Annotated in this window: 9 protein-coding genes; 5 read left to right on the forward strand and 4 right to left on the reverse strand. The window is 66.6% G+C overall.

Annotation, left to right across the window (positions count from 1 at the left end; all coding sequences use genetic code 11):
- The first annotated feature begins 82 nt into the window (after positions 1-82).
- Together G6N42_RS06420 and ilvA are read left to right on the forward strand one after the other, a co-directional pair.
- The gene (locus G6N42_RS06420) at positions 83-520 is read left to right on the forward strand and encodes a nitroreductase family deazaflavin-dependent oxidoreductase (RefSeq protein WP_163727583.1); all 438 of its coding nucleotides are present in this window, start codon (positions 83-85) and stop codon (positions 518-520) included.
- A gap of 45 nt (positions 521-565) precedes the next feature.
- Positions 566-1,846: a threonine ammonia-lyase IlvA gene (gene ilvA / locus G6N42_RS06425; RefSeq protein ID WP_163727586.1), complete on the forward strand. Its 1,281-nt coding sequence runs from the start codon at positions 566-568 to the stop codon at positions 1,844-1,846.
- Here ilvA and treZ read toward each other — a convergent pair.
- Genes treZ through sucT form a run of 4 tightly spaced genes read right to left on the reverse strand, consistent with a single transcriptional unit; the run spans position 1,843 to position 10,101 of the window.
- Entirely contained in the window at positions 1,843-3,570 is a 1,728-nt protein-coding gene (gene treZ / locus G6N42_RS06430; RefSeq protein ID WP_163727588.1) for a malto-oligosyltrehalose trehalohydrolase, read from the reverse strand. The genes ilvA and treZ overlap by 4 nt on opposite strands.
- Positions 3,563-5,770, reverse strand: coding sequence for a malto-oligosyltrehalose synthase (gene treY / locus G6N42_RS06435; protein ID WP_163727592.1), 2,208 nt, complete (start codon positions 5,768-5,770; stop codon positions 3,563-3,565). Before treY ends, treZ begins: the two co-directional genes overlap by 8 nt.
- A gap of 3 nt (positions 5,771-5,773) precedes the next feature.
- The gene (gene glgX / locus G6N42_RS06440; protein WP_163727596.1) at positions 5,774-7,924 is read right to left on the reverse strand and encodes a glycogen debranching protein GlgX; all 2,151 of its coding nucleotides are present in this window, start codon (positions 7,922-7,924) and stop codon (positions 5,774-5,776) included.
- The gene (gene sucT / locus G6N42_RS06445; RefSeq protein WP_163727599.1) at positions 7,924-10,101 is read right to left on the reverse strand and encodes an acetyltransferase SucT; all 2,178 of its coding nucleotides are present in this window, start codon (positions 10,099-10,101) and stop codon (positions 7,924-7,926) included. The genes glgX and sucT overlap by 1 nt, the downstream gene beginning before the upstream one ends.
- 23 nt (positions 10,102-10,124) lie before the next feature.
- Between sucT and G6N42_RS06450 the strand changes: the two genes are divergently transcribed.
- Genes G6N42_RS06450 through bioD form a run of 3 tightly spaced genes read left to right on the forward strand, consistent with a single transcriptional unit; the run spans position 10,125 to position 13,285 of the window.
- Positions 10,125-11,417: an adenosylmethionine--8-amino-7-oxononanoate transaminase gene (locus tag G6N42_RS06450; RefSeq protein ID WP_163727603.1), complete on the forward strand. Its 1,293-nt coding sequence runs from the start codon at positions 10,125-10,127 to the stop codon at positions 11,415-11,417.
- A gap of 51 nt (positions 11,418-11,468) precedes the next feature.
- Complete coding sequence (locus tag G6N42_RS06455; protein WP_163727606.1) at positions 11,469-12,614, forward strand: 8-amino-7-oxononanoate synthase; 1,146 nt, start codon at positions 11,469-11,471, stop codon at positions 12,612-12,614.
- A complete protein-coding gene (bioD, locus tag G6N42_RS06460; protein WP_163727611.1) occupies positions 12,611-13,285 on the forward strand; it encodes a dethiobiotin synthase in 675 nt (224 codons plus the stop codon). Before G6N42_RS06455 ends, bioD begins: the two co-directional genes overlap by 4 nt.
- Position 13,286: the final 1 nt, after the last annotated feature.

Raw genomic sequence — 13,286 nt, forward strand, 5'->3', positions numbered from 1 at the left:
GATAGCTCGTAAGTGAGTTTTCGGGCAACCGAAACACCGGATGAGGTGACTCACTTTTTGTAGTCGGCCTAAGCTGTCTGACATGCCACTTTCCGGAGAATACGAGGCCAGTCCGTGGGATTGGGTCCGCGATCATGCCGACAAGATCATGCAAACAGGCAGCACCGAGGGCGTCGAGATGAAGGACAAGCCCCTCATCCTGCTGACCACAATCGGCGCCAAGACCGGCAAGATCCGGAAAACCCCGCTCATGCGGGTGGAACACGATGGCCAGTACGCGGTTGTCGCATCGTTGGGCGGTGCCCCGAAGCACCCGGTCTGGTACTTCAACGTCAAGGCGCATCCTCGCGTCGAACTCCAGGACGGCGCTGTGACGAGGGATTACGAGGCTCGTGAAGTCTTCGGCGACGAAAAGGCGGTCTGGTGGGAGCGTGCGGTCGAGGCGTGGCCCGACTATGCCGAGTACCAAACCAAGACCGACCGGCAGATCCCGGTGTTCGTGTTGACCCCGGTTGGCTAACCCGTCCATTTCGGAGAACGGCTAGGTAGGTGGCACCATTGATCGGTGTCCGCTGAACTGAGCCAGAGCCCGATCGCGTCGTCGCTGTCTGCGGCCGACATCGATGACGCCGCTCAGCGCATTTCCGATGTGGTCCTGCGCAGTCCGCTGCAGTTCAGCGAGCGGCTGTCCGAGGCCACCGGCGCGAACGTCTACCTCAAGCGCGAAGATCAGCAGGTTGTGCGGTCTTACAAGTTGCGTGGCGCCCACAACATTCTCATGCAGCTGTCGGCCGAGGAGATTGCTGCCGGTGTCGTGTGCTCATCGGCGGGCAATCACGCGCAGGGTTTCGCGATGGCCTGCCGATCGATGGGTATCCGCGGCCGGGTCTATGTGCCGGGTAACACGCCCAAGCAGAAGCGTGACCGCATCCGGTATCACGGACGCGAGTTCATCGAGTTGATCGTGACGGGCCATACCTACGACGAGGCCGCGGCAGCGGCGCTGGACGACATCGCGCGCACCGGAGCCACGCTGGTCCCGCCGTACGACGATCTGCGCACGATGGCGGGGCAGGGCACGATCGCCACCGAGATTCTCGACCAGCTCGATGACGAACCGGATCTGGTCATCGTTCCGGTCGGCGGCGGCGGCTGCATCGCCGGCATCACCACGTATCTGGCCGAACGGACCAGAAACACGTCGGTGCTCGGCGTCGAGCCGGCAGGTGCGGCGTCGATGATCGCCGCCCTGGCCGCGGGGCAGCCGGTGACCCTCGAGCATGTCGACCAGTTCGTGGACGGCGCGGCGGTGAACCGTGCGGGAACGCTGACCTACGCGGTCCTGGCCGCGGCGGGAGACATGGTTTCGATCACCACCGCCGACGAGGGCGCAATCTGCACCGCAATGCTCGACCTTTACCAGAACGAGGGCATCATCGTCGAGCCCGCGGGCGCGCTGTCGGTGGCAGCGCTGCTCGAGGCGCGGCTGGAGCCCGGATCAACTGTGGTGTGCGTGATTTCGGGTGGCAACAACGACGTATCCCGCTACGGCGAGGTGCTCGAACGTTCGCTGGTGCACCTCGGACTCAAGCACTACTTCCTGGTGGATTTCCCGCAGGAGCCGGGTGCGTTGCGGCGGTTTCTCGACACAGTGCTCGGCCCCAACGACGACATCACGCTGTTCGAGTACGTCAAGCGCAACAACCGCGAAACCGGTGAGGCGCTGGTGGGTATCGAACTCGGCTCGGCCACCGACTTCGACGGTTTGCTCGAACGAATGAAGGCGTCCGACATCCACGTCGAAACGCTGGAGCCCGGCTCGCCTGCGTATCGCTACCTGCTCTAGGAGCGACGAAGGACCGCGAACGATCGAGCGGGCAACGTCGTCGAATTCGCGTCGACGGCTGACGGATCATCCCACGCCAGCACCACCTCGCCAGTGACGGGAACGTCGACAGCCTCGGCCCCGAGGTTGCACGCGATGACCAGCGACCCGCGCTGCATCACGATCCACCGCCGGTCCTCGTCGTAGTCGACCTGCATGTCGTCCAGCCACGGATTGGCGAGGTCGGGTTCGTTGTGCCGCAACGAGATCAGCTGCCGGTACACGTGACGCAGCCGGCCGTGTTCGCCCTCGTCGATCTCCTGCCACTTCAGCTTGGAACGTTCGTAGGTGGCGGGGTCCTGTGGATCGGGGATCTCGTCTGCATCCCACCCATGCTCGGCGAACTCGCGCTTGCGACCCTCCGCGGTGGCTCTGGCCAATTCGGGCTCGGGGTGTGAGGTGAAGAATTGAAACGGCGATGACGAGCCCCATTCCTCGCCCATGAAAAGCATTCCGGTGTAGGGGGATCCGAGTACGAGCGCAGCCTTGACCGCCAGCTGGCCGAAGGTGAGGTTCTGCGAAGGGCGATCGCCGCACGCTCGATTGCCCACCTGATCATGGGTCAGCGTGTAGGCGAGCAGCCGGCTCGCCGGGATCGTCGCCGTATCCAGCGGGCGGCCGTGTCGCCGGTGCCGGAACGACGAGTACGTGCCGGCGTGGAAGTACCCGTGCCGCAACGTCTGCGCCAGCGTTTCCACCGAACCGAAATCCGAGTAGTAGCCCTGACGTTCGCCCGAGACGGCGGCGTGGATCGCGTGGTGGATGTCGTCGTCCCACTGTGCGGTCATGCCCAAGCCGCCGCGGTCGCGCGGGGTGATCAGTCGAGGATCGTTGAGGTCGCTTTCGGCGATCAGCGACAGCGGCCGGCCCAACTCTTCGGCCAGCGCGTCGGTTTCGGCGGACAGCTCCTCGAGGATGTGAATGGCCGTCGTGTCGACGAGGGCGTGTACGGCGTCCAGGCGCAGGCCGTCGGCGTGGAAGTCGCGCATCCAGCGCAGTGCGCAGTCGAGGATATAGGTGCGCACTTCGTCGGCGTCCGGCCCGCTGATGTTGATCGACTCGCCCCACGGATTGCTGCCCGAGGAAAGGTAGGGACCGAACCGCGGTAGGTAGTTCCCCGACGGGCCGAGGTGGTTGAACACCGCGTCGATCAGCACACCAAGCCCGCGCCGATGGCATGCGTCAATGAAGCGAACCAGTGCGTCGGGGCCGCCGTACGGTTCGTGCACCGCGTACCACAGCACCCCGTCGTAGCCCCAGCCGTGCGTTCCGCCGAAGGCGTTCACGGGCATGACTTCGACGAAGTCGACGCCGAGATCCACCAGATAGTCCAGCTTCTCGATCGCCGAATCGAACGTCGCGCCCGGCGTGAACGTCCCGATATGCAGCTCGTAGATCACCCGGCCGTCGATCGGTGCGCCGGCCCAGTCGCCGTCGGTCCATGCGCTGGGGTCGGGCCGCCAGAGCGCCGATCGGGCATGTACACCGTCTGGCTGACGCGGGGACCGCGGATCCGGCAGGACTGTCGGGTCGTCGTCGAGGACGAAACCGTAGCGTGCCCCGGTGGCGGCGTCGACGTCGGCACGCCACCACCCGTCGGCCGATCCGGTCATCTCGTGCAGGGTGCCGTCCACGTCGACCCGGACCCGCTCGGGAATGGGCGCCCACACCGCGAATTCAGCCATCGGTGCGCTCCAGGAGGGCTACGGGCAGTTCCGCGAACAATTCAACGGCGAGCACCCGGCCGCTGAACCGCATTCCCGAGATGCGGTCGGTCCACTGCCCGCGGGGCAGCTCCAATGCGGTGTCGCCCCAACCGGTTTCCGACAGCCGCACCGTGTGCCGGCTGACGGCGGTCAGGACGTCGTCGCCGCGAAGAAATCCCACCAGATGCTCGGCTGATGGGCCGTCCGCCCGTACCGGTGTGTAGCCACCGTCGCTGAAGCTGGCGGCGCGCTCCCGACGGAGCTGCAACGCCGCGGCCACGACCCGAATCTTCGGATGCCGCAACGCCTCCAGTGCGTGCGTGCGCGCTGAGTAGTCCACCGGCCGGCGATTGTCGGGGTCGACGAGGCTGTCCTCCCACAACTCGGTGCCCTGATAGATGTCCGGAATGCCGGGCGCGGTGAGTGCGATCAGCTTCTGGCCGAGTGCGTCGCTGCGCGCATGAAGGTCAACGCGTGCCACCAGCGACGTCATCTCGGCACCGACGGGGCCGTCCAGCACGGCGTCGATCCAGGTGTGAATCGCGGACTCGAATTCGTCGGTCGGCTCGTTCCAGGTGGTCTGCGTCCCGGCCTCGCGGATGGCCTTCTCTGCGTAGGCGTGCAGCCGGTCACGTAGCTCGGCGTCGATGGTGCCGTCGACGGGCCACACCCCGAACATGTTCTGCAGCAGGAACAGTCCGGTCGCGGCATCCGGTGGCGGGGCGGCCAGCGCCCACTTGCCGGCCAGCTCCGCCCACAGCGCCGGTATCTGCGACAGCACTCCGATGCGCGCGCGCACATCCTCGCCGCGCTTGGTGTCGTGGGTCGTCAAGGTGACCATGGCGTGCGGCCACATCTGCGCGCGCACGGCGGCGCGCTCGTGGAACTCGGCGACGCTGACACCGAAGCGCTGCGGTTCGCCACCGACCTCGTTCAGCGACACCAACCGCGCGTCGCGATAGAACAGGCAGTCCTCCATCGACTTCGCCGTCGCCGCGCCACACAGCTGCTGCAGCCGCACGTTGGTCTCGGTGCTGACGGCCAGCGCGGACGCGATGATCGCGAAAGCGGCTGCAAGTTCAGGCCGTTCGGCGGTGGCATCGGCGAAGGCGATCGGCAGTATCAGCGACAGCCCACGGTAGTCGGAGCGGTAGACCTCGATGTGACTGAGCAGCGTCGCCACCGCGATGGGCACATCGGGTTGGTCGGCGCCGGTCGCGGTCGTGATCGTGCGGCACAGCCGGGCCAGTTCGCTCTTGAGGGTGTCGGTGACGGCCTGGACCTTGAGTTCGGTGGCCAGTGCGGGCAACGTGCTGTAGGCCTGACCCGCGGAGTCGAAGAGACCGGTCAGCGCGCCCGCTCCGGAGGGGTCGACGAATATGCCGCCGATTTCGCGTAACGCGTCGTACCCCGTGGTGCCGTCGACAGGCAACGTGGGCTCCAGCGGTTCGTCGACGGCGAGGATCTTCTCGACGACGATCCATGCCTGCGGTCCGACGAGTTCGCGCAGCCATTCGAGATAACCTGCGGGATCGGATAATCCGTCGGGGTGGTCGATCCGGATACCGTCGACAAGCCCCTCGTCGAACCAGCGTTTGACCTCGGCGTGCGTCGCGTCGAAGACGGCGCGGTCCTCCTGACGCAGGCCGGCCAGCGACGTGATGGAGAAAAAGCGCCGATACCCGCAGATGCCGTTGCGCCAGCCGATCGCTCGGTAGTGCGTGTTGTCGGCGGGATAGCCCGGCGGCGGGTCATCGCCGTCCTCGCCGAGCACCGGCAGCACGATACGGCCATCGGGATCCAGGTCCCAGTCGATGTCGAAGTAGGAGGAGTACGGCGAATCACGGCCGTGCGTCAGCACATCCAGCCACCACTGGTTCTGCTGCGGATCGTCCACGCCGACGTGGTTGGGGACGATGTCGATGATGAGCCCGATGCCGCGCGACCGTGCTGCCGCCGACAATCGGGCCAAACCGTCAGCACCACCGAGCGCGGCCGAGACCGTCAGGGGGTCGGTGACGTCGTAGCCGTGGGTCGAACCTTCGGCGGCGGTGAGGATCGGGGACAGATAGAGGTGAGAAACGCCGAGCGCATCGAGGTAGTCGAGTTGGTTCTCCGCATCAGCGAATGTGAAGCAGTCGCCGCGCATTTGGAGTCGGTACGTAGAGAGTGGATGCATGAGCTACGCGGTCTTACGCAGCACCAGCAGCGACCGCGACGCGAGCGTCAGTCGCTCGCCGGCGGCAACGACGAGGTCGGTGTCGCCCTTGGGGTCGGCGGTGTCGATGTCCGCGGTCCACTCGGCGGCATAGCCGAGATCGGGCGCGACGAACTCCACCGGCTTGCTGTGTGCGTTGAAGCAGAGCAGGAACGAGTCGTCGACCACGCGTTCGCCGCGTTCGTTGGGCGCCGTGATCGCTTCACCGTTGAGGAACACGGCCACGCACTTGTCCAGGCCCGAACCCCAGTCTTCAGGTGTCATCTCGCTGCCCGCCGGAGTCAGCCACGCGATGTCGCGAACCTGGTCGCCACTGCGGATCGGCGTGCCCTCGAAGAAGCGTCGCCGCCGAAACACCGGGTGCCGCTTGCGCAGCTTGCTCACCTTGCGGGTGAAGGTGAGCAGGTCGGCGTTCTTGTCGCAGTGCGACCAGTCCATCCACGAGATCTCCGAGTCCTGACAGTAGGCGTTGTTGTTGCCTCGCTGTGTACGTCCGATCTCGTCGCCGTGGGAGATCATCGGGGTGCCCTGCGACAGCATCAACGTGCCCATGATGTTGCGCATCTGCTTACCCCGCAGCGCGAGGATCTCGGGATCGTCGGTGGGGCCCTCGACACCGCAGTTCCACGACCTGTTGTGGCTTTCGCCGTCGCGGTTGTCCTCGCCGTTGGCCTCGTTGTGTTTCTCGTTATAGGACACCAGGTCCGCGAGCGGGAAACCGTCGTGGCAGGTGACGAAGTTGATGCTCGCGCCGGGACGCCGACCGGTCGCCTCATAGAGGTCCGACGACCCGGTCAGCCGCGAAGCGAATTCGCCGAGGGTTGCGGGCTCGCCCCGCCAGTAATCGCGCACAGTGTCGCGATACTTCCCATTCCACTCGGTCCACAAACCAGGAAAATTGCCGACTTGATAGCCGCCCTCGCCGACATCCCACGGTTCGGCGATCAGCTTGACCTGACTGATCACCGGGTCCTGCTGGATGATGTCGAAGAACGCGCTCAGCCTGTCGACTTCGAAAAACTCCCGGGCCAGCGCGGATGCCAGGTCGAACCGGAATCCGTCGACGTGCATCTCCAGCACCCAGTACCGCAGTGAGTCCATGATCAACTGCAGGGTGTGCGGATGCCGCGGGTTGAGGCTGTTACCGGTGCCCGTGAAGTCGCGGTACAGCCGCTTGTCGTCGTCCATCAGCCGGTAGTACGCGGCGTTGTCGATGCCTCGGAAGTTGATCGTTGGCCCGAGGTGGTTGCCTTCGGCGGTGTGGTTGTAGACGACGTCGAGGATGACCTCGATGCCGGCCTCGTGGAAGGTCCGCACCATCGCCTTGAACTCCGCGACGGCTGCACCGGCGTGCTTGTTCGCCGCGTACTGGTAGTGCGGCGCGAGGAAGCCGAATGTGTTGTAGCCCCAGTAATTTCGTAATCCGAGGTCGAGCAGACGATGGTCGTGCATGAACTGGTGTACCGGCATGAGTTCGATCGCCGTGACGTTGAGCGACTTGAGGTGGTCGATGATCACCGGATGCGCGAGTCCCGCGTACGTCCCGCGCATCTCCTCGGGGATGCCCGGATGGGTTTGCGTCATGCCCTTGACGTGCGCCTCGTAGATGACCGTCTGGTGGTACGGCGTTCGCGGCGCGCGGTCGGATGCCCAGTCGAAGTAGGGGTTGATCACGACACTGGTCATGGTGTGTCCCAGCGAGTCGACCATCGGCGGCGTCCCGCCGCTCGCGGGGTCGTCGGCGGTCAAGTCATAGGAGAACAGCGCCTGGCTGAAATCGAAGTCACCGTAGAACGACTTTCCGTACGGATCGAGTAGCAGCTTGCTCGGGTCACAGCGATGTCCCGCGGACGGCTCCCATGGTCCGTACACCCGGAACCCGTAACGCTGCCCGGGCGTCACGGTGGGCAGGTAGCAGTGCCATACGTAGCCGTCGACTTCGTCGAGGTTGATGCGCTCCTCACTGCCGTCCTTGCCGATCAGGCACAACTCGACCCGGTCGGCGATCTCCGAGAACAGCGAGAAGTTCGTCCCCGCACCGTCGTAGGTGGCGCCGAGGGGGTACGTGGTACCCGGCCAGACGGTCGGTACCGAGGCCGGAGCGCCGGATGTCATCAGTCGACCCACCAACCGGTGGCGGCCGCGATCTGGCGTCCGAGTTCGGTGGTCATCGTGCGCATGTAGGTCGTCGAGATGTGGTGGGCATCGTGATACAGCAACACATTTCCCTCGACTGCGCGACAGATGTCCTTACGGCACACCGCGTCGCTCATGTCCAGCGGCTTGAGCAATGGGAACCGCGCGACGAAGTCGAGGGTGGGGTTGTGGGGCGACAGGACGTCGGACCGCTTGACGCCGCAGGAGATGGCGTTTCCGCCGTCGGCCAGGCAGTCGGCGGGGAAGTACGGCTGGCCGTTACGTACCAGCCAGGGGGTGTCGCGCATCCCCAGAATTGGAATGTTGTTGTCGGACAGCGTCTGCCAGATTCCGAGGTATGTGGCAGGCATCACGTCACCCGGCTTGATGTTCCACGGTCGCGTCGCGGTGGTGAACACGTAGTCCGGGCGGTCGGCGATGATCTTGTCCATCACCCGCTCGTTCCATTCGTGACACTTGGGGTACGGACGGTTGTCTCCCATGACCAGCGGGACCTCCTCCGTGGTCAGCGGGCAGCCCATCTTCAGGTAGGTGACGACCTTGAAGTTGTGCATCCGACCGAGCAGGTCCAGGGCGGTGATCCAGTGTTCGGCGTGGGAACCGCCCGCAAGTGCGATCGTGCGGGTCGCGGAATCATCGCCGTAGTTGCAGGTGATGACGCCGACGTTGTCAAAGTCGCTGATGCAGCCGTCCTCGGTGGTGCGGGGGAGGTCGTTTCTGGCCTCGAGCACCGTCGGGCGCATCGGCAGCTTCGGCACCTTGGCCTTGTTGATGAGTGCGCGGGCACCGGGATAGTCGCGCGACGAAAGTCCGGTCAGCTCTTTGCCTGTCGAGCGTTCGATGGTGACGTGCTCGCGCCAGGTGAACGACGTCGCGGTCAACGCCACCGCCAACAGGACGACCACCGAGCCGAGCGCCATCGTCGGCCTGCGCAGGCGGGCGCGCAGCGGGACCGTTGGAGCTGACACGGCCGGCGCGCGATAGCGCAGCGGGTTCTCGATGTACTTCGTCGTCAGCCACGCCAGCACACCCGACACCACCAGGATGACCGCGCCCTCGACGAAGTTGACGCGCGTATGTCCGAGGTAGGACAGGTAGAAGATCAGCAGCGGCCAGTGCCACAGGTAGAGCGAGTACGCCATCGCACCCAGCGCGACGAACGGCGCGGTGGCCAGCAGGCGGTTGGGGGCGGGCATGCGACCGTCGGTGTGCGGGTCGGCCACCCGGTTCGCCGCGGACAGGATGAACAGCATGGTCGCGCCGACCGGCACCAGCGCCCACGGACCGGGGAACTCGTGCACACCGTCGATCAGGGCGCCGCACGCGAGGATCGCGGCCAGCGCGATCACCGCAGCCGTCGTGCGCAGCCACATCGGCCAGCGGAGGTTCGTCACCAGTGCACCGACCAATGCGCCGAGCAGCAGTTCCCACGCACGGGCGAAGCTGTTGTAGTACGCGGTGGCCTGATCGGCGTTGTGGGCGAAGATCGCGTACACGAACGACGCGATTGTCAACGCGCTGAGCAACACGATGAATGCGATCCGCATATGGCGGCCGAAGATGCGGCGAAACAGTAAGGCGCAGCCGAAGATCAGGGCGAGGAAGGCAATGTAGAACTGGCCTTGCACCGACATCGACCAGATGTGCTGCAACGGACTGACGGCTTCGCCGGCACGGAGGTAATCCGATGCGGTGTTGGCCAATTCCCAATTCTGGTAGTAACCCAGGCTTGCCAGACTCTGGTCTGCGAATGTCTCCCAACGGGTTTCGGGCTGGATGAGGATTGTGAGCACCGCGGCGGCAGCAAGCACGACCACGAGTGCGGGCAGCAGCCTGCGAACCAGTCGGGTGACTTCGGGCATCGGCCACAGCGATGCGCCGGGCGTCATGGCGGTGCGCAGCAGCCGTCCACCGAAGAAGAAGCCCGACAGCGCGAGGAAGACGTCGACACCACCGGAGACGCGGCCGAACCACACGTGGAACACCGCGACGAGCAGGATCGCGACGCCGCGCAGTCCGTCGAGGTCGTGCCGGTAGCTTTCCGGTGCGCGCGCGGGCCTCGTCGCGGTGGCTTCGCGTGACGGTGGTCCCGGGTCGGCGACGGGCGCCGGCCGGGCAGGGGCGAGGGTCATCATGGTCGACGGATAATCTACCGAAGGTGGCAGCACTGACGCCCGCCGAGATCAGCGCCATCGACGCCGCCCACGTCTGGCATCCGTACAGCACGATCGGCGCAGAGGCACTGGCCCCGCTGGTGGCGGTGGGTGCCCGCGGGGCCTGGCTGACCCTGCACCGCGACGGGCAGGAGGTGCGAGTCCTCGACGCGATGGCGTCCTGGTGGACCGCGATCCACGGTCACGGGCATCCGTCGCTGGACGCGGCGATCACCAGCCAGCTGGCGACCATGAATCACGTCATGTTCGGCGGTCTGACCCACGAACCCGCGGCACGGCTCGCGCAGCTGCTGGTGCAGCTCACACCCGACGGGCTGGACGCCGTGTTCTTCAGCGACTCCGGGTCCGTCTCGGTGGAGGTCGCCGTCAAAATGGCGCTGCAGTACTGGCGCAGCACCGGACGCTGGGACAAACACCGGCTGATGACGTGGCGCGGCGGCTATCACGGCGACACGTTCACCCCGATGAGCGTGTGCGATCCCGATGGCGGCATGCACACCCTATGGAGTGACGTGCTCGCCCCACAGGTGTTCGCGCCGCCGGTACCCGCCGGGTACGACGCCGCCTACATCGCGGACTTCGAAAAGCTACTGGCCGAGCACGCGCACGAGCTCGCCGCGGTGATCGTGGAACCGGTGGTACAGGGCGCCGGCGGAATGCGGTTTCACGATCCGCGCTATCTGGCCGACCTGCGCGAGATCTGCACCCGCCATGGGGTGCTGCTGATCTTCGACGAGATCGCCACCGGGTTCGGGCGCACCGGTGAGCTTTTCGCCGCCGACCACGCCGCGGTGAGCCCCGACATCATGTGCGTGGGTAAAGCGCTCACGGGCGGCTATCTGACGCTGGCCGCGACGCTGTGCACGAATGACATCGCGCACACCATCAGCGCCAGTGCCGCAGGCGCGTTGATGCACGGCCCGACGTTCATGGCCAACGCGCTGGCGTGCGCGGTGTCGGTGGCCTCGGTCGAGCTGTTGCTCGCCGGGGACTGGCGTGCGTCGGTGCGCGCTATCGAATCCGGCCTGCGCGACGGCCTGTCGCCCGCCGAGTCGATGCCGGGAGTGGCCGACGTGCGGGTGCTGGGCGCCATCGGCGTCATCGAGATGGAACAAGCCGTCGACCTGCGGATCGCGACACCGGCTGCGCTGGACCACGGGGTGTGGCTGCGGCCGTTCCGCAACCTCGTCTACGTGATGCCGCCCTACATCTGTACGCCCGAGGAGATTGCACAGATCACCTCGGCGATGGTTGGCGTCGCCCGTGCACTAACCTGAACGGTGTTCAATTGCCGGTCCGCCGGCGTGTTCAAGTCGTAGGAGCGTGCCGTGACCCGCACCGGTCTATCGCCGCTGGCGTGGCTCGACGAGGTCGAGCAGCAGCGTCGCGCCGCCGGCCTCCGGCGGTCCCTGCGCACCCGCCCGCCCGTTGGCGCCGAACTGGACCTGGCCTCCAACGACTACCTTGGCCTGTCGCAACATCCCGATGTCATCGAAGGCGGGGTAGCCGCGCTGCGCACGTGGGGTGCCGGGTCAACGGGATCACGCCTCGTCACCGGCAACACCGAGATTCACGAAGGCTTCGAGCAGGCACTCGCCGACTTCACCGGAGCCGAATCGGCGCTGGTGTTCTCGTCGGGCTACACCGCGAATCTGGGCGCTGTGGTGTCACTGTCCGGCGCCGGGTCGCTCCTGGTCTCGGACGCCCTGACGCATGCGTCCCTGGTCGACGCGTGCCGGCTGTCGCGCGCCCGGGTCGTGGTGACCCCGCATCGTGACGTCGCGGCCGTCGAGGCGGCACTGGCCGGCCGCGACGAGGAGCGCGCGGTCGTGGTGACCGATGCGGTGTTCTCCGCGGACGGGGTGGTCGCCCCGTTGCGGGCGCTGCACGACGTGTGCCGCCGGCACGACGCACTGCTGCTCGTCGACGAGGCCCACGCGCTGGGGGTGCGGGGGACCGGGGGTCGCGGTCTGGTGCACGAGATCGGTTTGGCCGGCGCGCCGGACGTGGTGATGACCACGACGATGTCCAAGGCGCTGGGAAGTCAGGGCGGTGTGGTGCTGGGACCCGCCGCGGTGCGCGACCACCTGATCGATGCCGCGCGGCCGTTCATTTTCGACACCGGTTTGGCCCCCGCGGCGGTGGGAGCGGCGTGGGCGGCGCTGGACGTCCTGATCGCAGAGCCCTGGCGCGCGCAGGCGGTCCTGGATCACGCGGCGGCACTCGCCGCGGTGAGCGATGTCGCCGAACGGCCTGAGTCAGCGGTGGTGTCGGTGATCCTCGGTGAGCCCGATGTGGCGCTGGCCGCCGCCGTCGCGTGCCTGGACCGCGGTGTCCGGGTGGGCTGCTTCCGGCCCCCCACCGTCGCACCGGGCACCTCGCGGCTGCGGCTGACGGCCCGCGCGTCGCTCTCCGCTGACGAGATGGCTCTGGCGCGTGAGGTTCTCACCGACGTTCTCTCTACGCGCCCGTGAGCACGCTCGTCGTCACCGGGACCGATACCGGCGTCGGCAAGACGATCGCAACGGCCGCCGTGGCGTGTTGCGCGCGGCTGGCGGGCATCGATGTCGCGGTGTGCAAACCCGTGCAGACCGGCAGCCCGGCCGACGACGACCTCGCCGACATCGCGCGGCTTTCCGGCGCGAGTGACTTGCGCGGTACCTGGCGATACCCGGAGCCGCTCGCCCCGGTCGCGGCCGCGCAGCGAGCGGGCCTGCGGTTGCCGACGCGCTCCGAACTGGTCGGGTCGGTGCGCGAGGCCGGCGATGGGCCAGCAAAGCTGGTGCTGGTGGAGGGCGCCGGCGGTCTGCTCGTCGAACTCGGCGAAGACGGTGTGACGCTGCGCGACGTCGCGATGGACTTGGCCGCACAGGTGCTGATCGTGGTCGCTGCGGGTCTTGGCACGTTGAACCACACCGCGCTGACGTTGGAAGCGCTTGCTTCCCAAGGGATTCCGTGCGCCGGACTGGTGATCGGCACCTGGCCGTCTGAACCGGGTCCAGCCGAGGAGAGCAATCGCGAGGCGTTGAGCAGGCTGGCGCCGCTGCGCGCGGTACTGCCTGCGGGCCTCGGTGGCGCGAGTCCCACCGAGTTCGAGGCGGTGTGCTCGTCGGCGTTCGATCCCGACTGGATTGCGAGTCTTTAGC

The sequence above is a fragment of the Mycobacterium gallinarum genome (assembly GCF_010726765.1).
Classification (GTDB): Bacteria; Actinomycetota; Actinomycetes; order Mycobacteriales; family Mycobacteriaceae; genus Mycobacterium; species Mycobacterium gallinarum.